The organism is Burkholderia singularis (genome assembly GCF_001718875.1).
In the GTDB taxonomy this organism is placed as follows: domain Bacteria; phylum Pseudomonadota; class Gammaproteobacteria; order Burkholderiales; family Burkholderiaceae; genus Burkholderia; species Burkholderia singularis.
Map to the genome: position 1 here is coordinate 2,694,959 of NZ_CP013448.1, position 25,964 is coordinate 2,720,922.

At 63.3% G+C, this 25,964-nt stretch carries 20 protein-coding genes; 5 read left to right on the forward strand and 15 right to left on the reverse strand.

Annotation, left to right across the window (positions count from 1 at the left end):
- Positions 1-364 precede the first annotated feature (364 nt).
- Positions 365-1,840 (forward strand): hypothetical protein, encoded by a 1,476-nt coding sequence (locus AQ611_RS11915; RefSeq protein ID WP_102720228.1) that lies wholly within the window; start codon positions 365-367, stop codon positions 1,838-1,840.
- A gap of 415 nt (positions 1,841-2,255) precedes the next feature.
- Here the strand turns inward: AQ611_RS11915 and AQ611_RS11920 are convergent, their stop codons facing one another.
- Positions 2,256-3,656, reverse strand: coding sequence for a hypothetical protein (locus AQ611_RS11920; protein ID WP_069234637.1), 1,401 nt, complete (start codon positions 3,654-3,656; stop codon positions 2,256-2,258).
- 690 nt (positions 3,657-4,346) lie between these two features.
- Here AQ611_RS11920 and AQ611_RS11925 point away from each other — a divergent pair.
- Together AQ611_RS11925 and AQ611_RS11930 are read left to right on the forward strand one after the other, a co-directional pair.
- Complete coding sequence (locus AQ611_RS11925; protein ID WP_059513675.1) at positions 4,347-5,567, forward strand: CaiB/BaiF CoA transferase family protein; 1,221 nt, start codon at positions 4,347-4,349, stop codon at positions 5,565-5,567.
- 93 nt (positions 5,568-5,660) lie between these two features.
- The gene (locus AQ611_RS11930) at positions 5,661-6,470 is read left to right on the forward strand and encodes a hypothetical protein (protein WP_059513677.1); all 810 of its coding nucleotides are present in this window, start codon (positions 5,661-5,663) and stop codon (positions 6,468-6,470) included.
- Between the two features lie 423 nt (positions 6,471-6,893).
- On the opposite strand, the gene AQ611_RS11935 is transcribed toward AQ611_RS11930, so the two are convergent.
- Positions 6,894-7,106, reverse strand: a complete 213-nt coding sequence (locus AQ611_RS11935; RefSeq protein ID WP_082709859.1) for an ornithine acetyltransferase — start codon at positions 7,104-7,106, stop codon at positions 6,894-6,896.
- A 253-nt stretch (positions 7,107-7,359) separates the two neighbouring features.
- On the opposite strand from AQ611_RS11935, the gene AQ611_RS11940 reads away from it, so the two are divergent.
- Positions 7,360-9,069 carry a glutamine--tRNA ligase/YqeY domain fusion protein gene (locus AQ611_RS11940; protein WP_069234638.1) on the forward strand — a complete coding sequence of 570 codons (1,710 nt, stop codon included), beginning with the start codon at positions 7,360-7,362 and terminating at the stop codon, positions 9,067-9,069.
- 167 nt (positions 9,070-9,236) lie between these two features.
- On the opposite strand, the gene AQ611_RS11945 is transcribed toward AQ611_RS11940, so the two are convergent.
- The 3 genes from AQ611_RS11945 to AQ611_RS11955 all read right to left on the reverse strand — a co-directional run bounded on the left by AQ611_RS11945 (position 9,237) and on the right by AQ611_RS11955 (position 11,759).
- Complete coding sequence (locus AQ611_RS11945) at positions 9,237-9,704, reverse strand: NUDIX hydrolase (RefSeq protein WP_069234639.1); 468 nt, start codon at positions 9,702-9,704, stop codon at positions 9,237-9,239.
- A gap of 13 nt (positions 9,705-9,717) precedes the next feature.
- Positions 9,718-10,104: a hypothetical protein gene (locus AQ611_RS11950; protein WP_059514160.1), complete on the reverse strand. Its 387-nt coding sequence runs from the start codon at positions 10,102-10,104 to the stop codon at positions 9,718-9,720.
- 266 nt (positions 10,105-10,370) lie between these two features.
- Positions 10,371-11,759, reverse strand: coding sequence for a cytochrome-c peroxidase (locus AQ611_RS11955; RefSeq protein ID WP_069234640.1), 1,389 nt, complete (start codon positions 11,757-11,759; stop codon positions 10,371-10,373).
- 245 nt (positions 11,760-12,004) lie between these two features.
- Between AQ611_RS11955 and AQ611_RS11960 the strand changes: the two genes are divergently transcribed.
- Positions 12,005-13,582, forward strand: a complete 1,578-nt coding sequence (locus tag AQ611_RS11960; RefSeq protein ID WP_069234641.1) for an acid phosphatase — start codon at positions 12,005-12,007, stop codon at positions 13,580-13,582.
- 93 nt (positions 13,583-13,675) lie between these two features.
- Here the strand turns inward: AQ611_RS11960 and AQ611_RS11965 are convergent, their stop codons facing one another.
- From AQ611_RS11965 to AQ611_RS12010, 10 genes are all read right to left on the reverse strand, one after another.
- Positions 13,676-14,308 (reverse strand): response regulator, encoded by a 633-nt coding sequence (locus AQ611_RS11965; protein WP_059513693.1) that lies wholly within the window; start codon positions 14,306-14,308, stop codon positions 13,676-13,678.
- Positions 14,309-16,405, reverse strand: a complete 2,097-nt coding sequence (locus AQ611_RS11970; protein ID WP_069234642.1) for an ATP-binding protein — start codon at positions 16,403-16,405, stop codon at positions 14,309-14,311.
- An 86-nt stretch (positions 16,406-16,491) separates the two neighbouring features.
- Entirely contained in the window at positions 16,492-17,457 is a 966-nt protein-coding gene (locus AQ611_RS11975; protein ID WP_059513698.1) for a Csu type fimbrial protein, read from the reverse strand.
- A 13-nt stretch (positions 17,458-17,470) separates the two neighbouring features.
- Positions 17,471-19,864 (reverse strand): fimbria/pilus outer membrane usher protein, encoded by a 2,394-nt coding sequence (locus tag AQ611_RS11980; RefSeq protein WP_059513702.1) that lies wholly within the window; start codon positions 19,862-19,864, stop codon positions 17,471-17,473.
- 65 nt (positions 19,865-19,929) lie between these two features.
- The gene (locus tag AQ611_RS11985) at positions 19,930-20,766 is read right to left on the reverse strand and encodes a fimbrial biogenesis chaperone (RefSeq protein ID WP_069234643.1); all 837 of its coding nucleotides are present in this window, start codon (positions 20,764-20,766) and stop codon (positions 19,930-19,932) included.
- 16 nt (positions 20,767-20,782) lie between these two features.
- Positions 20,783-21,307, reverse strand: coding sequence for a Csu type fimbrial protein (locus tag AQ611_RS11990; protein ID WP_069234644.1), 525 nt, complete (start codon positions 21,305-21,307; stop codon positions 20,783-20,785).
- 89 nt (positions 21,308-21,396) lie between these two features.
- Positions 21,397-21,957, reverse strand: a complete 561-nt coding sequence (locus AQ611_RS11995) for a Csu type fimbrial protein (RefSeq protein WP_059513712.1) — start codon at positions 21,955-21,957, stop codon at positions 21,397-21,399.
- Positions 21,958-22,019: 62 nt separating this feature from the next.
- Positions 22,020-22,565 carry a Csu type fimbrial protein gene (locus tag AQ611_RS12000; protein ID WP_069234645.1) on the reverse strand — a complete coding sequence of 182 codons (546 nt, stop codon included), beginning with the start codon at positions 22,563-22,565 and terminating at the stop codon, positions 22,020-22,022.
- A 942-nt stretch (positions 22,566-23,507) separates the two neighbouring features.
- Positions 23,508-24,458 carry an N-acetyl-gamma-glutamyl-phosphate reductase gene (gene argC / locus AQ611_RS12005; protein WP_069234646.1) on the reverse strand — a complete coding sequence of 317 codons (951 nt, stop codon included), beginning with the start codon at positions 24,456-24,458 and terminating at the stop codon, positions 23,508-23,510.
- Positions 24,459-24,633: 175 nt separating this feature from the next.
- Positions 24,634-25,932, reverse strand: coding sequence for an MFS transporter (locus tag AQ611_RS12010; RefSeq protein ID WP_146011835.1), 1,299 nt, complete (start codon positions 25,930-25,932; stop codon positions 24,634-24,636).
- Between the last annotated feature and the right edge of the window lie 32 nt (positions 25,933-25,964).

Here is a 25,964-nt window from a genome sequence, read left to right on the forward strand (position 1 = left end):
AAGAAGCGGCGCGGCGGCGCTCGCGCGGCGGGGCTGCCGACGTCAAGCGGCGCTGAGCCGAGGCGATGCCCGCGGCATGCTGTTGCGGGCAAGCGCACCCGCCGGAGCCAACCGCCGGGCCCGGCACTCGGACCATCTATCGCGTTGCTCCGTTGCCCCCCTCGGCCGCTACGTACCGATATCCGAGCAATCGGCACGCGCCTGTCTCCGGCATTCGCGCTTTCGGGTGAATGGCGTCCATTTCCGAAAACAGCGCGGCTTCGTCGCTGCGACGAACTAGCATTGCCTGCTTTGCTCCCTGAGCCGGGTTTGCCCTCGGCAAAAGGGAAATACGAAACGAATGCTTCTTGGAGGTTCCTAATCAATGTTCACGGCAACGGACTCGAACAGCCGCCCAGACCGTATCATCCCGCTCACGTATCAACTGGGCCGTCCGCCCGCCTCTGACGATCAAGCGAGTCGCAGCGCATCCGATCGCGCGGTGCGGGGTGTGATGCACGATGTGGCGGGACGTCTGAAGCAAAACGTATCGGCAGCGCCGTTCACGGGAAAAACCGCCCATGCCGCGGGCGCCGCCCATGACACCGCCACCGCGGCAGCGTCACACGCATCCGCGCCGGCGGCGCATGAATCCGCCTGGACGGCTGACGCACCACGCCCCAAACGGGACGGCTCGAGCTATATCTGGCAGGGCTTTCGTCAGACCATACGCAATCCCTTGGTGCGCCAGGCGCAAATCGCCATCCATCAGGGCACCCAGGCCATCGACGGCCAGGTCGCGCCGATCCTGGACACGGTCGATCAAGTCGCCCAAACCATCACTCGAGCCCAGGGCGCGCAAAACAATTTCCGTCAACTCGGCGAGCAAATCGTCCGCATGCAGGTCGGGGCGCGCACCCATGATCAGCAAATCGATCAAGCCGAGGTGGAGCAAGCCCAGCGGACGTTGACGCAAATCCGGGACGCGGCGATGCAAGCGCAGACGGACATCGCCCGCGCCCAATTGGCACTGCGCTCGGCCCCCCAGATTCAGCGCGACATTCCCGCTGCCTGGCGGGCAATCCGGCGGACGCTGGGAGATGTGACGCGCGCGCGGCAAGACCTGGAGAACCCCGCGCCGGACCCGCACCTCCATCCGGAACCGCCGGCCGAGGAACGCCGGGCGCTGACGCTCCAGCTCACGCAGCTCGAGGGCAGGTTGCAATTGGCCGAGGACCGGCTGCGGCAGCTCCACGACAACCCGGCGCTGCTGCAGCGGGCTCGCGAAAATCTGCTGATCTATGCAAAGGATTTGCAGGTGACCCAAGACCGTCGGCTCGACGAGGTTCTGGCATCGCTGCTGAAAGCCTCCGGTGCGCAAAAACGCCCGCAGCCGGAAAGCAACGGCCACGGCGAGCCGCCCACCAAACATCCGCGGCCGGATAGCCACAGCGGCGAATTGAACCAGGAACTGCGGCGCTCGACCGATGATCGATCGCCCGAACGGCCCGGAGCGATTTATCCGCTGCCCAAGAGCGCCATCGCGGGCAGCTATTCGCTTGGCGGAAAGATGGAGCGCCACAGCCTCGACAAGGCGCTGCTTTCCATTCAGATCAACAACCTGCGACCCGATTTGATCAACCAGGTCACGCCGCTTCTCAATAGCGGGCGCATCAAGTTCGACGTGACGGCCCGGGCAGCAGACGACGCAACGAACGTCGCATACGAGACAGTGCAGAACACCGAAATCGCGACCATTCGCGTCAACTTCCAGCACGAAAGCTCGACCCAAAAAAATGCACAAGAGCTGCTGGCGCTGTTCCAAAAAATCGTGGACCGATTTGGCGGTAGTAAAACGTAAGCGCGCAATCAAGCGCCCGGTGATCAATTGAATCCGGATGCGGCTCGAAGAAGACGACGCCTGCCCGAGCACGGCTCAAGCGGGTTTGCCGCCAATGGCGGGCGTCGTCCATCCGAGTTCTCCATGGCGTTTGCCCGTCCTCGCCTCGTCGACTGTCGCTCGTCGATCGAATCGGCAGCGAACTTCATCAGCAGCCGCCTCGCTCGATCGCCACGGGCCGCGCTCGATGCTTGGCTGAAGTGTGCCGCTGCTTCAACCGGTGGGGCGAAGATCCGGATTCCTGCCGCGTAAGCGGTTGCAGATAACGCTTGTCACTGGAATCCGGCCTGTCCCAGGTTTGATAGGGACTGGCATGACCTTCGCCTTCTTTGACCGCCGGCAGATTCAATGTTTCAACGGACGCTCAGTCGTGCGTTCACGCCTTATCGCTACGGAAGCGATCGACGATTTCTTGAAACTGATCCAGCAAGTCTTCGGCATTTTCTTGCGTCGTGCTTCCCTGCTGAAAATCGACGTTGATCGTCGCTATCTCGGTATTCTGAGCGTTCTGATATTCAACGCCCATGGGGCTGCTCGTTTCCTGAGGCGCCACGTTGAACTTGATGCGGCCGCTATTGATCAACGGTATGACCTGGTTCACCAAATCTGGCCGCATCGCATTATTTTGAATCGACAGCAGCGTTTTTTTGAGCGCGTGATATTCCATTTGACCGGCGAGCGAACCATTGCCCGAAATCGCGCTCTTGGGAAGCGGGTAAATACTTCCAGGCGGTTCGATCGATTGAGCCGGCAGCGATCGCCGGAGTTCCTGATTGGACGATCCCGTGTGGCCGCGGTCCGGCCGTGGCTGTTTAGGTGCGGGGCCGCCGTCGTCATCGTCCGAAGAAGGGCGTCTGCGGACGCTGGGGGCTTGCAGAAGCGCGGCTAGACCGTTCTCAAGCTGCTGATCGTGGATGATCAACCGCAACACGTCCTCGTGCCTTGCCAGATCTTGCGGAAAATCGTGCAGCCTCTGCAGCAAACCTCGGGTTATCCGTAGGTTGTTCTCGGCGCGTCCTAGCTGTTGCCACAAGGCTTGCCGCTCCTGGTTCAACGGCGCCTGTTCCGGCGGCGGCTGGAGCGCGCGCTGGTCCAGCGGCGGATTCAGTATGGCTTGCTGGGCTTGGCGCACATTCTGTAGAGCCCGCTGGACAGCCTGCTGGGCCGCTGGAATGTCTTGCTGGATTTGTTGTACTACCGGCAACGCTTGGACCCGGGCTTGGGCAACGTCCTGTTGAGCCCGCGTTGCAGTAATCCGGACCTGGGCGAGATCCTGCTGGGCCTGCTCCACGTCCGCGCGATTGGTTCGGCCCTGTGCAGCCTGCTCTCCGAGCCGCATGCGGATGAGCCGCTGGCCGAATTGGTGGAATTCACGTTGAGCCTGCTGGGTATTATCGTTGGCCTGGGCTATCAGATTCGCAACCGGCCTGGCGTGGAGCAGGATCGGTTCGACCTGCTGCCGCATAACCTGGTTACCCTCGTCGATAGCGAGCTGGGCCCGCTGTTGCACTGGGGGAGACACAACAGATTGGTGGAAGCCTTGCCAGACATAATCCGACCCATCCCCTCTCGGGCGGCGCAGTCCTCGGGAATCCCAGGCTTGCTGATCCGTTGCCGAATCCTGCGCCTGTGAATTTTGCCTTTCCTGGACATAAGCAGCCTCTTCGGCATTCTGATGCCAGACGGCACGCGCTCCATCCGCGGCATCGCCGGCCTTTTCCGCCGGCGATCCTGTCGACGCGCTTTGTTTGAGTTGTTGCGTCACATCCTGCTTCATGCCCGGAATCGCCAGGTCGGGCGTGGTCCAGTTTGTGCTGGCATTTAGATTGCGCCGACGATCTGGCTGGTTCCTCGCTCCCGTGGCGCTATTTAAATCACTTGTACTTCTTACTGTCGGCATTTAAGACTCCCAAAAGCATTCGCGTTTCCCACTCGGCCGCAAACAAACTCGACCCGCAGCGGAAAAATCAGACTAATTCGATACCACGATGAGATCGCGCTACTTTCTGAAATGGCCGCCGAGCTTACGAAAATGTCAGTATTGGATGATTCGCGTTAAATCCATGGCATCGATCCGACCTGACGGCCGCACGCGAGCCACGCTCGGCTGATCTCACGCCCCGTGCGCGCGCCGCCGGTCATAGCCTGGCGCGAATCACTTCAAGCCGCGACGAAGCTGACGCGGCAGCAACTCAGATCTTCGCCCCACCGGTTGAAGCAACGGCAAACTTCAGCGAACGGCCCCTCTCCTCTGCCGATAGCGGCCGGCCATGCTCGCCGCTTACCCCGCTTCACCGCTCGTGCCGTGGCGCGGATACCTATCCGCGCGCCGCCGCCCGTCACCGTGACCGCTGAAGGCCTGACGGCAGCCGGCCGCGAATCGCTTTAAGATGCGACGATCCCGCCAATCGGGCGGACGCCGCTATCGAGCGCGCCCCGCCAGCCAATCAAAGGAGACGAACCGACGATGGGAGCCTTGAGCCATATCCGCGTGCTGGACTTGAGCCGCGTGCTTGCGGGTCCGTGGTGCGCCCAGACGCTCGCCGATTTCGGCGCCGACGTGATCAAGGTCGAGCGCCCCGGGCTCGGCGACGACACCCGGCATTGGGGCCCGCCGTACCTGAAGACGCCCGATGGCGCCGAGACCGGCGAAGCCGCGTACTATCTCGCCGCGAACCGCAACAAACGCTCGGTGACAGTCGATATCGCAACGCCCGAAGGCCAGCGGATCGTCCGCGAGCTGGCCGCGCAATGCGACGTCGTGCTCGAGAACTACAAGGTCGGTCAACTCGCGAAGTACGGGCTCGACTACGCATCGCTGCAAGCGGTGAAGCCCGATCTGATCTACTGCTCGGTGACGGGCTTCGGCCAGACCGGGCCGTATGCGCACCGCGCGGGCTACGACTTCATCATCCAAGGCATCGGCGGCTTCATGAGCATCACCGGCGAGCGCGACGCGCTGCCGGGCGGCGGCCCGCAGAAAGCCGGCGTGGCGATCGCCGATCTCGCAACCGGCCTGTACGCGGCGATCGCGGTTCTTGCCGCGCTCGCGCACCGCGAGCGCACCGGCGCCGGCCAACATATCGACATGGCGCTCCTCGACGTGCAGGTCGCGCTGCTCGCAAACATGAACACGAACTTCCTCACGAGCGGCAAGCCGCCCGTGCGCTGGGGCAACGCGCATCCGAACATCGTGCCGTACCAGACGTTCGAGACGAGCGACGGCTGGATCATCGTCGCGGTTGGCAACGACGGCCAATTCCGCAAGTTCGTCGACGCGGGCGGCCGCGCCGAGCTTGCCGACGATCCGCGTTTCGCGACGAATCCCGCGCGCGTGCAGCACCGCGACACGCTCGTGCCGATCCTCGCCGAGATGACGAAGACGCGCAGCAAGCGCGCGTGGCTCGACGCGCTCGAAGCGGCCGGCGTGCCGTGCGGGCCGATCAACGATCTGGCCGAAGTGTTCGACGACGAGCAGATCCGCGCGCGCGGCATGCAGATCGAGCTGCCGCACCCGAGCGGCGCGACGGCCAGGCTCGTGCGCAATCCGATCCGCATGAGCGCGACGCCGCCCGATGCGCGCACCGCGCCGCCTCTGCTCGGCGAACATACCGACACGGTGTTGCGCGAGCTGCTCGGCTATGGCGACGCGGCAATCGCCGCGCTGCGCGACAAGGGGATCGTCTGACGCTTGCGGCGCGCGCCGGGCATCGCGAACATTCTGCCGTCATAACCCGACGGTAAAAAGGGGCCCTTTCCACAGCCAATTCGAGGTATTTCGATGCCGTCGCGCCGCACCTTCCTGCTTTCTTCATCATCCGCCGCCGCCGCGCTGCCGCTCGCCAGCACGATCCTCAGCGCGTGCAACGACAGCATCGCGCAAGCCGCGCCCAGCGACGCCGAACTCAAGCGGCAAATGCTCGGCAAGCTGACCGCGCAGCTGAACGACGCGGCGAGCGCGGCGACCGTCGAGCCGTATTTGATGGACATCGGTTTCACGTGGGATCTGCCGACGGTCCCCGCCGCGCAGATCAACCGGATCGTCGCGTACAGCTTCGGCAATCGTCCGAACGCGGCGAGCGGCAACACGCCGGCCAACGGCGGCAGCCAGAACGCGCTGCCCGACCCCGGCCCCGTCAACGAAGCGCTCGCGGACGCCGTCTACAGAATTCGCCAATTGAAGCCGGTCAAGGTCTATGCGCAGTGGGAAATCGCCCGCTTTCTCGCGTCGAAATACCAAATGACCGACGTGCATTCGATCGAGCCGGTGATCGCGGCCGATGGCACCGTCTCGTATCTGAGCACCGACGGCGTGGCGGCCGCGATCGTCGCGCTCGAAGGCAATGCCGCCGCGATGGGCAGCGTCGCAGTGGTCGGCCACCGCGACCATGCGAAGCGCTGCATCCAGACGTCGCGCGCACGCGGAATGAACGCGGCCGCGGCGGCCGAAGTCGCGCTGCCGACGTTGTACGATCCCCAGTCCGGCCAGGCTTGGACCCGTCGCCGCGATCTGTATCTCGTGCACGACATGTACGCGCAGTTCGGCGCGCTGCGCGCGAACCTGCTCGCGGCGGCCTATCCGAACGGCTGATTGATCGAACGTGAACGGCCGGCCGAAAAGCCGGTTGAAACGCCGATCCGGAGGCGGCGCTCGAAGGGCGTGATTCGGATGTGTCGATCCGAAAGCGAATACGTCTGCTCGACGGGCAGCGCCTCAGCGCCGCGCGGGATACGCTGGGATACGCCGGGAACGGCGCTCCGGCATGCTCGGGCTCGGGCTCGGGAGATTCATCCGCCCTATCGACGGCCAGCCGATAGGCAATGACGAGCCGTTGCCGATATGCCCACGGCAACACCGCTGCGTTGCATCGTGCCACCGGGCGCATCGACGCCGCCGGCTGTCACCGGCACGCCGCGCGCCATCCGAGGGGCGCGTCGGCCTGCCGGAAAGCCGGCGCACCGCCACGGGAGCCGGCAGTCGTCAGAGGTCGATAAGGCGCGCCGCGACGCCCGCTCAGCGCACGCCCGCGCCGACGAGACCGCCCGCGGCCGCACCCGCGACCGTGCCGAGCGGGCCGCCCGTGATCAGATAGCCGAGTGCGCCGCCCGCGGCCGCGCCGATGCCGGCATTGCGTTGCGTGCGATTCATTGCACAGGCGCTCAGACTGGCAATCGCAACGGCGATCACAGTGGCGCGCACGAACAGACGGGTCTTGTTGGTTTTCATGATGCGTGGATCTCTGCTGGCACTGCCGCGCGTGGCACCGCGCGGCGGGATGATTCCGAGTGAGCGCATCTTAAAAAAGCCGAATCCGCTCGGCAAAGCGATTTACCTCCTGTTACAGCCCCGAACAGCCTCGATACGCCGGCGGCGCGGCGCGCTCACCTTGCGCGCTGCGCCGCTGCGACCTCCGTCAGGTAGAATTGACAAATTCGGGCGCCATGCCACGCGCGCCCTTCCTTTTTCTGTCCCGTTTCGCATGAGCACCGAACACAACGACGCCGCCGCGCCAGCCAATTTCATCCGCAACATCATCGACGACGACAACCGCACGAACAAATGGGGCGGCCGGGTCGAGACGCGCTTTCCGCCCGAGCCGAACGGCTATCTTCATATCGGCCACGCGAAGAGCATCTGTCTGAATTTCGGCGTCGCGCGCGATTACGGCGGCGTGTGCCATCTGCGCTTCGACGACACGAATCCGGAAAAGGAAAACTTCGAGTACGTGAACTCGATCATCGACGCGGTGCGCTGGCTCGGTTTCGACTGGAGCAAGGACGGCGTCGATCATCAATATTTCGCGAGCGACTACTACGACAAACTGTACGAATTCGCCGAACTGCTGATCCAGCGCGGCCGCGCCTATGTCGATAGCCAAAGCGCCGACGAAATGCGCGCGAACCGCGGCTCGCTGACCGAGGCGGGCAAGCCGTCGCCGTTTCGCGAGCGCACGCCGGAAGAAAACCTCGACCTGTTCCGCCGGATGAAGGCGGGCGAATTCGAAGAAGGCGCCCACGTGCTGCGCGCGAAGATCGACATGGGCTCGCCGAACATGAACCTGCGCGATCCGGTGCTCTACCGGATCCGCTATGCGCATCACTACCGCACGGGCGACAAGTGGTGCGTGTACCCGATGTACGACTACACGCACTGCATCTCGGACGCGCTCGAGCACATCACGCATTCGCTGTGCACGCTCGAATTCGAAGATCATCGGCCGCTGTACGACTGGGTGTTGAACGAGCTCGCGCAAGCCGGCGTGTTTACGCGCCCGCTGCCGCAGCAAATCGAATTTTCGCGGCTCAATCTCACCTATGCGGTCACGAGCAAGCGCAAACTGCTCCAACTCGTGACCGAAGGCCACGTCGACGGCTGGGACGATCCGCGCATGCCGACGATTGTCGGCGTGCGGCGCCGCGGCTTCACGCCGCAGAGCATCCAATTGTTTTGCGAGCGCATCGGCGTGACGAAGGTGGATTCGTGGATCGACATGAGCGTGTTCGAAGGCGCGCTGCGCGACGATCTCGACGACAAGGCGCCGCGCACGGTGGCCGTGCTCGATCCGCTCAAGCTCGTCATCGACAATTACCCGCAAGGCCAGACCGAAGCCTGCACGGCGCCCGTGCATCCGCATCATCCGGAGCGCGGGCAGCGCACCTTCCCCCTCTCGCGCGAGCTGTGGATCGAGCGCGAGGATTTCGCCGAGCATCCTCCGAAGGGCTATTTCCGGCTATTCCCAGGCAACAAGGTGCGATTGCGCTACGGCTACGTCGTCGAATGCACAGGCTTCGACAAGGACGAGCACGGCAACGTGATCGCCGTTCACTGCAACTACTTCCCGGACAGCAAGTCAGGCACCGAAGGCGCGAACAACTACAAGGTCAAGGGCAACATCCATTGGGTCAGCGCCGAGCATGCTTACGCGGCTGAAGTGCGGATCTACGACCGTCTGTTCAACGAACCGCACCCGGACGCGGGCGGACGCAACTTCCTCGACGCGCTGAATCCGAATTCGAAGAAGATCGTGCGCGCATATCTGGAGCCGGGTGCGCGCGAGGCGGCGCCGGAGGCGCGCTATCAGTTCGAGCGCCACGGCTACTTCGTCGCCGATCGCCACGACTCGAAGCCGGGCCAGCCGGTGTTCAACCGGATCGTCGGCTTGCGCGACAGCTGGGGCAAGCCGGCCTGACGGCAGCCGATTCGCATTGCATGCGATAAGCAACGCCCGGCTCGGCAGCCGGGCGTTGCCGTTTGCGGCGCAGGTTCGCCCGCGCCGCATGACGCCACCGGACGAACGATTCGCAAACGACTGCGGCAACGGCGTGCCGATAGCACAGTGTGCTGCGCACGCCTGCTTCAGCGCGGCAGCCGCCCATGCAACTGTTCGAGCGACAGCGTCGTGCGAAACAGCCGCGCAAGGCTGCGGCTGGCATATGCGCTCACCTCGCCGGGCTCAGTCCAGCGGAAGGCGTCCATCTCGGGAATCATCGAGCCGTCGCGACGGCTCGGGAACATCGACGTGCAGACGCAGCGCGATAGATCCGTTTCGTGCGTGGCCGCGCGCGCGGCGAACAGATGCAAATCCTTGTCGGGCCGATAGACGAAGCGGCCGAGATCCGTCAGCCGCCCAGGCGCGAGCACGATGCCCGTCTCCTCGACAAGCTCGCGCAGCGCCGCCTGCTGCTCGGTCTCGCCGGGCTCGCTCTGCCCTTTCGGGATATCCCAGTGCGTCGTGTCGGTCGCGTGCGCGAGCAGTACACGGCCGGCCGAATCGAGCAGCACGACGCCGCACGATACGGTGCGCGGCCGGGCAAGCGGCTTCATCGCGATCGGCGCGTCAACGCTTTTGCAGCAGCCACTTGCCCGCCGCGCTCTTGCAGAACAGCGGCTTGAGCGTCATCGATTGCCCCTTCGCCTCGATGACCGTCGTGATCTCACGGCACGTGCGTGCGCCCTGCTCGGTCGTGCTCGGCGTGAGCTTCGCCGCGAGCTTCGTGCCTCTGCCGTCGTTCTGCCAATCGACGGTCTCGCCGTCCTTGCCTTCATCCCGGACTTTCTGCACGGCCTTGCCCAACGATGCGGTGTCGGCCTTGCTGAAATAGCTGATCGGCGTGTCGGTCAAGAAGTTCAGGTTGTTCTGCGCGTGTGCGCCAAACGCGGCCGTTGCGCATACGGCGCTCGCCAGTGCGCGCGCGAAAATCGAGACAGAGGCTCGCATCGTCATGGTGTTCTCCTTAGGGAAGCGATCGAGTGCCGGCGTGCGAGCACGGCCGCGCGCCGGACAAGCGCTCAAGGATAACTGCAACCACACGCATTTGAAACCGATCTGACAGGAAGTGACGTTTATCGACGGCGCGCAACGCCGCGCCATTCGGCGCGCGCCGGCAGCGCGCGTGGCGATCGGCCGCACGCGCCGCCTATCCGAGCGCTGCGCCGGGCGCCCGGCGTGGTTCGCCGGGCGCCGCTGCATTTGCGCCCCGTCGCATCGAATCAGTGGCCGCCGGGCGCGGCTGGCGCATGCGGATCGTAGCCGTCGGTCAACGTGCCGAGGAACGCGATCACGTCCTGGATTTCCGCGTCGGTCAGCACCGGCGCATCGCCGCGTTTGCGGTCGAACGGCGCTTCGTCGTTCAGATTCTTCCAGTAGCGCTTGGGCAGATCGTCGAATTTCTGAACGACGCCGTGCTTTACCGGATAGAACTTCTCCGGATTCGTGTCGCGCTCCGAATAGAAGCGCAGCACGTCTTCGAGCGAATGATAGATACCGTTGTGGAAGAACGATTTCTTCAGGACGACGTTGCGCAGCGTCGGCGTGCGAAACAGGCCGCAAAACTCGTCGCGGCCCTTCAAATCCTGACGCTCCGGCCCGCACGCGCCGAGATCGTAGAACTTCGGATTGCGATTCACCGCAAGCTCGCGGTTGCGCGGCACGCCCAACGCGATCAGGCCGAAATCGCTGAACTGCGGCGGCGTGCCGTCAAGCCCGCGCTTGCTGACGTGGCAGCTCGCGCAGTTGCCCTTCGTCTCGTCGTTGAACACCTTGAGGCCGCGCAACTCGGCATCGGTCAGCTTCGCGTGGCCTGCGAGATACGCATCGTACTTGCTCGTGTACGGATAGAACACCTCGGGCTTCTGCTCGAATGTCTCGAGCGCCTTGAGTACCGCCGCGAACGTGGCGTCGTCGTCGTTGAATACCTGCGCGCCGAATGCGGTGCGAAACGCCTGCGCGTAGGGCGCCGCGCGCACCGCCCGCGCGACCTTCGCGGGCGTGCTGTTCATCTCGAACGGCGACGTGAGCGGCGCACGCGCCTGTTGTGCGCCGCTGTCGGCGCGGCCGTCCCATGTCAGGCCGCCGGTCGGGCCGGCGTCGACGCTCTCGTCGCCTTCGTCGTCCGACTCGTGGTAATGCTCGCTGAACTTGGGCACCGCTTGCAGATACTTCAGCGTCGGCACCGAACGAAAACCTTGCTGGCGCATATCGTCGCCGCCGAATTGCGCGGCGAGCGCGTTCGGCGCGCTGAAGCCGTGCTGCGGGCTATGGCACGACGCGCAAGCCAGCTTGCCGGAGCCCGACAGCGACGGATCGAAGAAGATCTGCCGGCCAAGCTCCGTCATCTGCTTCACGCCTTCGTACACCTGCGCGCGTGTCTGCGGCTGGCCGTCGACGACGACGGGCGCATCGGAGCGCGCCGCCGGCGCACCCGAGCCGGCCGAAGCGGCTAACGCCCCGCTCGCCGCCGCGGCCGGGCCCGTCGCCGCGGGGCCGTTCGCATCGCACCCCGCGGCGCCCGCCGCGATCACCCCGGCTGCGGCCACCGTGCGAAGCGCGGCGAACAACCGGTGGCTCGGTAAAACAGATCGCAGCGGATGGCGCATCATCGGTTCGGCAGTAGCAAGTGACAAAGGCGCGAGCGTATGTCATGAAAATGACGCTTCGATGACGTTAAATGAAAGCCTAAAGAAAGCGGTACAACATGTGGTTGTCAAATGCGCCTTACACAATTCTGGCCGCCGGCTGTCGATCGGCGTTCATGCCGGACGCTGCGATGCACTCACTGCGATGGACTCATCGCGCCAGCCCGCCCCACATCAATACCCTCACCTCGCGACAAGAGAGAAAGCAGATGAACAAGCACTGGATTCGCGTGACCCCGATCGCGCTTGCGGTTGCCCTCGGGCTGAGCGCGTGCGGTGGAGACGACGTCACGTCGCCCGGCCTGTCGGCGGTTAAGAATGTCGTCGTGATTTACGCGGAAAACCGCAGCTTCGACAACCTGTACGGCAATTTCCCGGGCGCCAACGGCCTGCAGAATGCGTCGGCCGCCACGCAGCTCGACCGCGACGGCACGAAGCTCGCCACGTTGCCGAAGGTCTGGGGCGGTCTGACCGCGACGGGCGTGACGCCCACGATCACGGAAGCGATGACGGCCAACCTGCCGAACCAGCCGTTCGCGATCGACGATCCCAACGGCTTCAACACGCCGATGAGCGTGACGACGCGCGACCTCGTCCACCGCTTCTACGAAAACCAGATGCAGATCGACGGCGGCAAGAACGACAAGTTCGCCGCGTGGTCCGATGCGGGCGGCCTCGTCATGGGCCATTACACGCCGGACCCGTCGAAGCTGCCGCTCTGGAAGCTCGCGCAGCAGTACACGCTCGCCGACAACTTCTTCATGGGCGCGTTCGGCGGCTCGTTCCTGAACCACCAATATCTGATCTGCGCGTGCGCGCCGTACTACCCGAACGCCGACAAGAGCCCGGCCGCCAGCCAGATCTCCGTCGTCAACCCGGACGGCGTGACGCTCACCACCGCCGCGAACTCGCCTGCCTCCGCGCTGTCGGGCCCGCCGAAGTTCGTGAAATCGGGCGGCCTCACGCCTGACTTCTATGCGGTCAACACGATGCAGCCGCCGTACCAGCCGAGCGGCAACGCGGCCGCGAAGGGCGGCGATCCGAATCTCGCCGATCCGTCGAACCCGTCGACGCTGCCGCCGCAGACGCAGCAGAACATCGGCGATCTGCTGACCAACGCCGGCATTTCGTGGGCCTGGTACGGCGGCGCCTGGAACCAGGCACTGCAAGCCGCGCAAAGCGGCCAGTCGAACGTGATCTACGGCCCGAACCTGTCGGCGCCGAACTTCCAGCCGCACCACCAGCCGTTCAACTACTATGCGAACCAGGCTCCCGGCACCGCGAGCCGCGCACAGCACCTGCTCGACGGCGGCCAGAACGGCGCGGCCTTCCTCCAGGCGATCGATTCGGGCAAGCTGCCGCAAGTGACGTTCTACAAGCCGCAGGGCAATCTGAACGAGCACCCGGGCTACACGGACGTCGCATCGGGCGACCAGCACATCGCCGATGTCATCTCGCATCTGCAAAAGAGCCCGCAGTGGAACAACATGGTCGTCATCGTCACGTATGACGAGAACGGCGGCTTCTGGGATCACGTTGGCCCGCCGAAGGGCGACCGTTGGGGCCCGGGCACGCGGATTCCGGCGATCATCGTTTCACCGTTCGCGAAGCAGGGCTTCGTCGATCATACGCAGTACGACACCGCATCGATCCTGCGTTTCATCACGCGGCGCTTCTCGCTGCCGACGCTGCCGGGCCTGCAACAGCGCGACGCCGCGCTCGTCGCAAACGGCGGCAAGGCGATGGGCGATCTGACGAACGCGCTGACGCTGTCGACGGGCAATTGAGCGATTCGGCAGGGCTGTATCGCTGAACCGGGCGGCTTCGGCCGCCCTTTTTTTGCGCGGCAACGCGGGCGCCGCGCGCAAACCGGCCCGCCGCTACACCAGCCCGTTCTCCGACGCATACATGAACAGATCGGCGTCGGAGCGCAGGCCGAGCTTGCCCATCGCATTGTGCTTGTGTGTACTGACGGTTTTGATGCTGCGGCCGCAGCGGTGTGCGATAGCGGTCATCGTCATGCCCGCCGCGCACAGGCGCACCACCTCGACCTCGCGCGGACTCAACGGCCGCATGGCATCCGCTTCGCGCAACGCGATACCCGCCGTGGCGGCCGCCTGCGGGCCGATATACGGCCGCCCCTCGCTCGCGGCGGCGACCGCGCGCGGCAGCTCGTCCAGATCGCCGCGCTTGCTCAGCACCGCGAGCGCGCCCGCCTGCCGCATCGTCTGTATCAAGCGCGGATTGTCGAGCATCGTCAGCACGACGACGCGAACCGACGGATGGCGCTCGCGAATCGCGTTCAGCATGTCTAGCCCGTCGGCGGCCGGCTTGTCGGGCATCGCGAAATCGGTGACGACGACATCGCACTGCGTGCGCTCGAGCAACGCAAACAATTCGGCCGGATCGTGCGCCTCGCCTACGATCGACACGTCGAGCCCCTCCGCCAATGCATGGCGAATACCGAGCAGCACGAGCGGATGGTCGTCCGCGATCAACACTTGAACGCTCATTCAATTTTCTCCTTTTGAATCATCGTCATCGCGCCACTGTGCAGGATACTCGACACAGCTCAGCAGATAACCCACCATCGCCAGCACTTCCCGCGCCTCGCTGCGCACCGCGCGTGCATCGTCGGCTGCGAGCAGTTGATGAAATACGTCCAGCAGTTCGTCGACATGCGCCTGACCAAACAGACTGAACGTACCGCGCGCCGCGTGGCACCACGCGCGCAACGTTTGTTCGGACAGACCGTCTCCAAGATGGCGCATCAGCGTGTCGCGATCACGCTCGAGCGAATCGTGGCATGCGCGCGCAATTGCTTCGAACGCGGGACGATCGGCACGCGATGCACCGAATACCTTCAGCAAGGTGTTGCGCTCGATCAGCGCCGGATCGAAGCGCAATGCGGGAGCCGGTTCGATCGCCTCGACAAGCGCGCGCTCGAGCCGCTCGAGCGTCACCGGCTTGCCAATGCAGCTCACCATGCCGGCGTCCACGCAACGCGCGGCATCGCTTTGCGATGCCAGCGCCGTCATGCCGACCACCGGTGTCGCACACACCCGCGGATCCGGATGCGCGCGGATCGATTCGGCGAGCGCCAGGCCGTCGAGGCCCGGCATCCGGCAGTCGGTCAGCACGATGTCGAACGCCTGCTTCTCGAGCGTGCGCAGCGCTTCATCGCCATCGCTGCACAAGTGCGCATGATGGCCCAATGCGTCGAGCCGGTAGCGCATCGCGAGACGGTTCATCGCTTGATCGTCGACGACCAGCACCCGATACGAAAGCGCCGCGGGCCGCGCAGGCGCAGCGTGTATGCGCACCACGTCGCGCGCGTCGAGCACCGCGCGCAAGCTCGCGACGAACGCGCGCCAGCCGGGCGGATTGCAATCGAGACGCACCGGCGCACTGCCTTCGGCCTCCTCCTCTGGGGCCGCCGACATCATCACGCCGATCCGGCCAATGGACGGCGGCCAAGCGGCCATGCGGGCGTCGTCGCATAGCACCGCATCGACGCCTCCGGTGCCACACCCCGCGAGCCGCATGCCGGCCGCGCGCGCATATGCGCTCAGGGCCGCCGCGAGCCCGGCATCGGCGACATCGATCGCCAAGATGCGCCCCGTCAACGCATCGGGCTGATAGCCGCGCGCAACGACCCCGCAACGGATGCTCATCGTCGCGACCGTGCCGCGCCCCACCTCGCTCGTCAGCGTGACCTCTCCGCCGAGCAGCCGCGCGAGCTTGCGTGCGATCGTGAGTCCGAGCCCGGACCCCTGCTCGGCGTCAGATCCGGCCGGCTGCGCATCATGCGCCCTCGTGCCACGCACGAACGGCGTGAAAAGTTTCGGCAGATCTTCGGCGGCGATCCCGATGCCCGTATCGACCACGGCCGCGACGATGGTGAGGGCATCACCGCAATCGTCCGTCACGCTCAAGCGCACCGACACGCTGCCACGCTCCGTATACCGGATGGCATTGCCGATGAGATTGACGAGAATCTGCCGCAGCCGATTGCCGTCCGTCAGCACCACGGCCGGCACGTCCTCGTCGATATGCAAGCCGATACGCAAGCCCTTGCGGCGCGCCCGCGCCGCCAGCAGCGCGGTCACGCTGTCAGTCAGCTCGCGCAGATCGATATGGACCGGTTCGATCGCAAACTGCCCCGCCTCGAGATTCGCGTGATCGAGCAAATCGTTCAACACCCGCACAAGCGATTGCCCGGACTCCTGCATCAGCCCCAGCAGGCGCTGCTGCTCGGCTGCCGGCGGCCGAGCCGTCAGTACGTCGACGAGCGCGAGCACGCTGTCGACGGGGCCGCGCAGTTCGTGGCTCGCCACCGCGAGCGCGCCGCGGCTCGCATTCAACGAAGCCCGCAAACGCCGCAAATTGTGCTGTGTCCAGCCAAAACACAACAGTACGATCAATAGATTGCTGCTCCACCATAGCCAAGGGTGAAGCAACGTTTTCTCGCAGGGCGTTTTCACGCTCGCCGAAGACACCATGATCGGATCCGAAGCCTGCGATGACGTCCACACCGCGAGCAGAGCGGTCACGACGCCCATCAGGATGCGTCGGCAGAATTTGCGCCTGCAAAAGCCGTCGCTTCTCATGTTGTTATCTCACCTGGAACCTGGCCGGAATACGCATCTCTTCGGTCACTGAACATTCATTCATCACCGCTTCGGTGTACCCAAAGCTAATAACGCACGTCGATGATCACGCTATCGGTATACGTCCCGACAGCAGGAGTCGATTGATCCGTATAGATTTTCGCGGTGTAGGGAAACTGCTGCGCGGCCTGGCCGTTAGCTGCCGTACCGCTGCCGACACGATTCGTCGCTTGTCCCCATACAGTACTGCCGCCCGAACTATAGATGTCGTATTGCAATCGGTTCGTGCCATTGGCCATTTGCCGGCGTCCGTTCGCGGCCGGATTCGCACCCGGGCTCAAACCAACCGTATAGACCATGCCCTTCGTGCAGGTCAGCGACAGATTGCCCGTGACGGCTTGGAAGCTCCCGACCGATGGCGCGGAGCCGAAGTTCACGTTCGGCGCGACGATCACGCAGTCGTTCGTCACGGTCAGCGTCACGGGTACGACGGTCGAGCCGCTGCCATTACTCCATCCGAGGCAAATCAAGATGGAAATGCCTGTGCACACGTGCCAGTCCCAGTTGATCGTCAGCGTGTCCGTATACGTCCCCGCGGCGACGTTGCTGCCCGGCGCGGTTCGGAAATAAAGCGGCAGCGCCGAAGACGACGACGAGCTTCCACCGATGCTGATCCATTGAGTGCTATACCAGTCGTAGGTCGTGCCCAACGTAATCTGCTTACTGTATGAAGAGTCTTGATACAGCGAATAGGGAATCGAATCGCCGGTCGAACTGACCAGCTTCAACCCGTTCGCCGACATCACCGTCCCGCTGATTCTGTTGCCGAGCGAAATCAGCCCGAGGAAAGCGCCGGGACAAGTCATGCCGACGTTCGTAGTCGACGTCGATTGCGGCTGATTCGCGACGTTGAACGACGTAACCGAGCCGAACGATGCCGGAGTCGCGGCGACGAGCGAGCAGTCTGCCGCGATCGCCCGCAAGGGTCCGAGCATGGTGAGCGCAACGATCGAGATTGCGAGGTGACGGAGAAATTTATTAAACATATTCATCGGTAACTGATCGTTATTCACTGCAACCGAGCGGACCGACGCGGTTCATCTGCGCTGCATTCACGTCTGTGTCGAACATTGCCCGACATTGACCGCCGCCCGGCAGCGTCACGCGCAGATGATTGACGGCCGACAAGCCCTCGAAATAAGTTTCGCCACCCCAGCCGACGAGCGCGGTCTGGCCGCTCTCCTCGTGCAGCACGCGCGCGCCGACCTTGATCGGCTTGCCGCTGCCATCCACGAGCGCGATGCGCGCCGATACGATTTTCTCGACCGGGAAAGACACCAGTGCGCCGGCACGTTCGCGCACGGCAACGCGACGCTCGACGACAGGCACCCGCATATTACTTGGCAATCCCAATGGATCGATTTCGTACTTGCCGGCATAGTACGAAGGCGCCCAAGGCACAAGCAGGTGACCGCTGCCGTCCGTCGCCCCGACGAGCTGATTCTCGTAGCGCACCGGCACGCCCTTGCGGCCTTGCGTGCTGATCAGCACGAACGCGTCGTCGACCCGGTTCGCGGGCATGACTGCCCCGTCCATCACAACCAGCGAGCCCTGCACCTCGCCCCAGCGCGTATACGATTGTCCGCCGCCGTATCCGTAAGCACCGCCCTGCACCTCGAAGTAACGGTTGCGCCAGGTCGCGTCCGCTTGCTGATAATGCGAATTGCCGCCTCCATAGGCAAGATTCCAGCCGAAACCACCGTCGCTTGGCACGCTGCGGCTGTATTGCACGCGCTCGCTCCAATTGTTGCGCTCGTCGCGCGCCACCGAACCGGTCACGACGCCCTTGTCGCCGAACGGCAAAATGAGCTGCACTTGCGCCGCGACGCTGCGCTCGCCGATCGTCTTGTTGAGCGATGCGTAAATCGTCGCGCGATTGAAAATCGGCCGTGTATACGACAGATTGGCGATCCGCGTGCGCGAGCCGTCCATCCCGCGCACGTCGAAATATCCGGCGCCGAGCGTGCCGCCGATCGCGCCGAGATTCAACGCGCCGGTCGCCTGCGTGCTGCTGCGCACGAGCCGATAGCGAACATCGGAGGGCAAATCGTAAACTGACAGATCGCCGTAATTTCCGGTGCGCTGGATTCGTTGCAACGACAAGCTCGCACGCTGCGACGAATAGCTGTAGCCGAAGGCGTACTGTTGGCCAGACGCGCCCGCGAAGCTGCTTTGCGTTGCCGCGAAATTGAACACGCCGAACATGCCAACGCCGAGATCGAAGCCCACGCCGCCGAGCGCGAGGCGCTCGCCGCCTTCGGCATGCCCTTCGATCGTCAGATAGTCAGTCAAGCCGTAGCGTGCGGTACCGGACACGGCGAACTTTCCATAAGAGAACGAACGAATACCGTAATCGCGCCGCATTGCGCCGACCGATAGCGAATAATCCGACAATCCTTTTTGCAGCAGCGTATTCGCCACGTAGAACGGTATCGTCGTCGCAACCTGACGGCCGAGCGCATCGGTGGTCACGACAGTCGCCTCGCCTGCCCCGTTGATGAACGGCACATTGTTCAGCGTAAACGGCCCTGGATTGACCTGTCCTGACGTCGTTTTGCTGCCGTTGATGAAAAGATCGACGGCGGTGGGCACTGCGGCCTGTCCGGAGAACTGCGGCAGCGGGTACGTCACGATGTCGGGCCGCACCCTGAAGTTGCGCTCGATCGATACGCCGCCCAATCGCACCGCGCTGCTCCACGATAGGGCTCCCGTGACCAAGTCGCCCGCCGTATAGGTCAGCATCCGGTCCTGGTCCGAATAGCGCCAGGTGGTGTCGTAACGCAGATAGCGGTTGCTCGCGATGCCGCCGTTGCCGCCGTAATCGCGCCGATAAACGCCTGTGGTCGTCACCGTGCCCCACTTGTCGAACATGCGCGCTTCGGTCCAGGCTGACGTATAGCTCGTGCCGAGGGTCGGCGAACTCGTGTAAATATCGTAATTGAATAGAATGCCGAAATTTACCGCCGCGGGCGTGCGATCATAGAGCCGCCGCGAACCAATCGTTTGCGACGGAAGCCAATCCGCCGGAACGGTGAGTTTTAAGCGCTGTTCGGCGCTTTCGTATTCGACTTCCACGCCATCGAGTTTCGAGAGATCGACAAGCGTATCCGGATCGGCGTTCGTGCGCACCGAAGCCTGCGCAAGATCGCCCGCGCGCACGAAATACATGCCATCCCGATAGCGAACTGGAACGATCCGGCCCGTCGACAGTTCATTGACGACGAGCTCCAGGTACAGCGTGCCCTGCTTCGCCGCCCCCGATGCGGGTGGCAATGCGCGGCTGAAATTATCCGCGAGCGTCACCGGCTCATCCGCGCGCGCGCCGGTTGCCGCCGCAAACGCCAGGCCGACCGCCCATGCTGCCGAGCGCAAGCGCGGCGGCCTTTGTCTTCCGGTCATTCGTGTGTAAGTACGCTTCAACGCATATCCCCGTATCGACGTCGTCGCTTGTGTCGTAATGCAAATCACCGGCCTGCCGCCGCGCTATCCACATCGATCGCAAGATCGGCCACACCGTTGACGGTGGCGGCCAGTTTGGATTCCGAATTGAGTTTCATGCCTTCCGGAATCACCCAACGCATCTGAGCGCCGGGTAGCACGTACCCAAGCAGGCCACGCGCAAAATCGGAGCGCACGCCGTTCGATTCGAACGTCACATGCGTAAGCCGTGCATGCACCGGGCCACGGTTCGACATGACGAGCCAGCGCTTGCCGCCATCCTGCGCAACGTGCCAGCTCAAGCTCGGACGGCCGGCCGTTGCAGGATCGCGGCGCTTCTCCGGGTTCTCTTTCGCCCACAAGCCATTGCCGTAAACGAAGAGCGGCACCGAGTAATGCATCTGGAATTTGACGCCGAGCGACGAGCCGCTCGATGCGGCTTGCGTATCCTCGGGTTGTGGAATCTCGTCGATCAGTACGCGATAAGCCTCTTCCGTGCCGGGCGCAACCTCGGCGGTGCGCGTCAGACGAATCAACTGCCGTTTGCCCGGCGGCACGGTCGCCATCGGCGGGCTACCCGCGATACGTGTCTGGTTTTCGTCGTAGAGGTCTTCGCCGTTCTCCTCGCGCCAGCCGAGCACACGCACCTGCAGCGTCACCGGCTGCCGATCGCGGTTCTCGAGCCAGAGCGCCGCCGCGTTCTGATCGCTATCGATCACGGGATCGATCGGCCAGATCATCACGGACGCGGCCGCGTAAGCGTGACCGGCGGTGAAAACCATCGCCATCGCCGCGCAAAGCGCCGCACGACGTAAAAAGCCGCCGAAGCGCGCCGGTCCGCCCGGCGATATCGAAACATTCATCACGTATTCCTAATTATTAATAACTGAGCGTGACCTGTGCGGTGTCCGTATAGGTGCCTGCCGGAACACCATTGCCCGGAAGTGTCAGCGCACCATAAATCGGCAACGTGATCGTTCCGGAGACGGGCACCGATACCGCCTGCCCAATCGCAATCGCCTGTGTGCGGCCCGGATCCGAATACAACCGGTATGCGATCCGCGCATTGCCGCTCGCAAGATTGCGTTGCGTATTGCCCGTGCTGGCATGCGCACCTCCGTCGATCGTCATTTTTAGCGTCGAACCAGGTGAGCATTCGATTTGCACCGCGCCGCTGCCGACCGACGCTGTCGCCTGACCGGTCGCGACGGCCGGATACGTGCCGAAGTCGAGCGTGCCGAAATTCAACCCGCTCGATGCGCCACCGCCCGCGACGCCACAACCCGCGACGATTTGCGCGCTGACCGTGAAGGTCTGGGTTCTGGGCAGCAGCGTATCGGCGTTGCCACCGACGGGCAGTGTTGCAATGCCTAACAGGAGAATCGCGCGTTGTAGAGTCGACATGACGATCGGGACACCGAAATCGGGAAAACTGGGATTGCCTTACGGCTCGCTCGCGAGCCGCAAGGCTTGGCTGGATGACGAGTCGCCGCTTACCAGCCGAGCGTGACGTTCAGCACATCGGTATAAGTGCCTGCTGCAAGCGCAGACGTACTCGTCTTGTTCGCGACGCCATACACCGGCAGTTGGAACGCCGCGCCCGGCGTCGGCACTGCAACCGCTTGCGCCGTGCCCGCGATGTACTGCTTCGAATGACCCGCGTCCGCATAAACCTCGTAAGGCACATAGCTCGTGCCGTTCGCGAGTGCACGCGTACCCGAGCCGATGCCCGTGCCCTTCGATGCGTTTTGGCCGCCGTCGACCGTGACTTGAATCGACGTGACGTCCGGCGAGCACGTCACCTGCGCCGTCGTCGAGCCGCCGCCCGTGGCGCTCGCGTTGAGCGAGCCGGTGAAGCCGCTCGGCTGCGTGCCGAAATCGAGCGTGCCGAAATTCGTCCCGCTGACCGAACCGCCGCCTGCATCGACCGCACACCCCGTCGTCAGCACGAGCTTTGCATTGACCGTACCGGTGAGCTGGCTGGTTTGGGCTTGCACACTCGCGCAGGCAGACAGACAGGCGACGGCCGCCCAAGCTTTCCAGTGAGCTTTCATGTGGTTTTTCCTTCTGGGTAGTAAAAATGAACAGTTACTGCTACTGCTTTACCTGCTCCGAATCACCAATCGAGCGTGATTCCGAGCAAATCCTCATAATTGCCGGACGGCACCGCGCGGGTCATACCGTTGACGACGCCGAAGATCGGCAGCGTCACGTCGTCTTGCCGTCCGTCGACAAGAAACGATTGCGGTAGCATTGGAACATAGGGAACACTACGTGCCGGATCGCGGTACACGTTGTACGGAATCCGGCCGACGACGCGTCCGCCCGCGTCGCGCTGAACGAGATAGCGACTCGATTGATCACCGTTGCGGCCGGCGTCGAGCGATACCAGGAAGCCCCGCACATCGGGACTGCAAACGATGCGCACTGCGCCATTCGATGTCGCATTGCCGTCGGCGGTCAGATAATCGCTCCAGACCGGGCCATGCGCGCCGAAATCAAGGCGGCCGAAATCGGTGCGCCCCGCGATGCCGGCGATCTCACAACCGCGGTTGACCTGCAAATTGACTTGCATCGCACCGGTCAATTGACCGGCCGCAACAGCTGTGAACCACAGCATCGATGCGGCCCCCGCCGCCAACTGCCATACACGCTTGCCCATTTCCTTCTCCGCGTGACCGGCCCTCGGTTTCCATTTTTATTTTTTTTATTCCCTGCCCCGCCTAGCTGGCTCATGCATGCACTGCGATCCCGTGCCACACGGGCACTTTCCGCAATTACGCATCATGTCAGACAAATAAGCCGAGGCCAGACGACATGAAACGTGCCGCCAAGACAAACAGGATTGAAAACCGAATTAAACCGACCTGATTTTAATTGAATAAACAAATTAGATTGAGCATTTGAAATAGATCACTTTCGAATCAAATCTCCATTTTGCCCCAAATAATGAGATAGATGATGAATGTTTCTTGTAATATTCACTATCGGAATAATCCGAGTTTTTGTTAAATTTACAAAATTTAAAGATCGAATTCGAGGTTTTAATTTTTATCATTAATTTACAATTTTTGAGTTTTTATGGGGTTCGGATTAAATCATTCGTGATCGCAGTCGGCTTTTTTTATTAGCAATCCGCCAATTGGCCGGCACCCGTCTCGATGAGGCGCATCGGCAGCATAAAAGGTTGCGACAAGGTGATTTAACTTTCTATACGATCGCAAACCACTTTCATATGGCTTGCACATTCCAGCCGACGCTGGTTTGCCTCAAGGTCGTATCTGTATGTAAAACGATGGCGCCCATGGTCACGCCCATGGCGCTCGACGATGCGCATTGATTCCCGGCCAGCGGGATAACGTGTCTATTGCCCGTTACCGGTATCGCCGTTTATGCGACCGGAACGACGCGCGTGAACAACGCAGCGCTCATCACGGCCACGGCTGCGTCAATTGATGGCAGTTCGTTTACCGGCCCACGGCGCATGCGTATCGATGCTGGATTTGGTATTGCACGGCCGGCCTCGCGGCGAGAACGGCGTCAATCCGCCCCCCGTCTCCGCAAGCAAAGGGCGCGTCGAATAAAATCTCGCGCCAACGCGAATCTACCGCTCGCTATACACTGCACCCGTCAGCATCAAGTCGAGATTCTGAACCGCGGCGCCGGATGCGCCTTTCCCGAGGTTGTCGAACACCGCGGCGATCACGCATTGCCCGGCAGCATCGTTCGCGAATACATGAATATGCAGATCGTCGGTGCCGTTCAGCGATTCCGGCTCGAGCGAATCGAAGCTCGCATCGCGATGCAGCGGTGCGAGCGCAACATGCGGCGCGCGCGCGTAATGCTTTGTCAGCTCCGCATGCACGCGCTCGCCGCTCATACCGGCCGCCATCGCGGAAAAATGCAGTCCGACCGACAGCAGGATGCCCTGCCGATAACGGCCGATCATCGGCAGGAAAATCGGTCGCGCCGATAATCCCGAGTGCAATTGAATCTCGGGCACGTGCTTGTGCTTCAATGCAAATCCGTATCCTCTCACCGGCGTGTCGATGTAACAGGGGTTCACGGGATTCTCATATGCATCGATCATTTTTACGCCGGCGCCGGAATAGCCGGATACTGCATGGATCAACGCCGGAAAATCGGCACTTACCAGTCCGCGCTCGACAAGCGGGCGCAACACCGCGATCGCTCCTGTCGCGTAGCATCCCGGATTGGAGACGCGCCGGCTTGCGGCGATCCTGCCCGCATGTCCGGCCGTCAGTTCGGCAAACCCGTACACCCAGTCCGGATGCGTCCGGTGTGCGGTGCTTGCGTCGATTACTCGAACGGCAGGATTACGAATCAACGAAACGGCTTCGCGCGCCGCATCGTCTGGCAGACATAGAATCGCGACGTCGCATGCATTCAGCGCATCGGCACGCCGTTCGACGCGCTTGCGCTCGGCATCCGGCAGTGACAATAACGCGATATCGTCACGGCCGGCGAGGCGATCGCGAATCTGAATGCCCGTGGTGCCCGCCTCGCCATCGATGAATACGACCGGCTTCATCATTGGTCACTCCGATTTGCTGATGTCGAATGCACGATGATCGATTCGCCGGCATGCGCCGTTCGCACCATTCGGCGGATCCGTTCGAAACCTGCATTGGCGCGACGAAAAATCCATTCAAGCAGCCGGCCAGCCTGACACGCCAGCACATTCGGCGCGCGCCGACAGCCGATTCACTCTAAACATCCACGCGCCGCTTGTCCATCCAATACGGCGCGACGATTCCAGGCAGCGACGTCGCCACCAGCGTCAGCACGATCCAATCATATCCCGCCGCCGGGCGCTGGGCCGCTTGCGCCGACGACCAATCGAAAATCGCGCCGATGAGCGGCTGGATCGATGCCGCGACCACACCGGCAAACGTACTGTTGATGGCCGTGCCGATGCCGATGTGCTGGCTCGTGTAGATGCGTTTCAAGCTCATGAAAATCTGCGGCAGTGTCGCGCCGCCGACGAAGCCGAAACCGACGAGACCCGCGATCACGGTCGCCATGCCGGCCGCCTGCCCGATCGACGGAGCCAGTGGCAACAGACACAGCGCCCGCACCAGGCTGCTGATCGACAAAGCGCGTCGCAGCCGGCGCGCGTATCGATCGACGAGAAAGCCGCCCACCACGGAACCCATTACCGTTGCCACCAGCACGAGCGACATCGCCGATGCCGCATCGCGCTTGGCCATGCCGAACCCGTCGGACAGGATCGGCATGCCCCAGACACCGGACAGGCTCATCGCCGCGACGAAATAGGCGACGAAACTCGTCGCGCTGCCCCAAGCATCGCGCGTGCGCAGAAACGCGCCCATCTCCGCGAGCGAGATCCGGATGCCATCGCGAATCTCCATGCTCAACGCACCGGCGCGGGATACGCTCCCGCGCGCGCGGCGCGCATCGGGCGCAACGAGTGCGATCAGCAGCGCATCAACGACGATCAAGCCGGCAAGTGCCGTGTAGATCGGCCGCCATCCCCAGTGAGCGACGCCGGCGGCGAGCGGCATGGTGGCAACGATGCCGCCGAGATAGCCCGATACCTGGGACACGCCCGAAACGAAACCAAAACGCCGCTCGGGAAACTGCTGCGCGACGAACTTGATCAGCGCGGCAAATACGATCGCGTCGCCGCAAGCAACGCACAGACGCGCGGCGAACGCGACACCCAGCGTCGGCGCCTGCGAAAACAGCAGCGTGCTTGCAGCCGATACGGCGAGGCTGATCAGCATCACTCGCCGCACGCCAAGGGTATCGACGAGGATGCCGGTCGGCACCTGCATCGCCATATATCCGTAGAAATAGCCCGATGCCAGCAGGCCGATGCCGGTGCCGTCCGTCGCGAAATCGCGCCGCAGCACGTCCACGAGCGTTTGCGGCGATACGCGCTGCCCGAAGGCAATCGCATACGCGACGGCGAACAGCGCCCATGCAGCAATTCGCCAGCGTGCGCGCTCGCGCGCCGCAATGCACGGCATCGTAGGCTCGGCCAAGATTTTCTCCCGAATCCGGGCTGTCGAGCCGC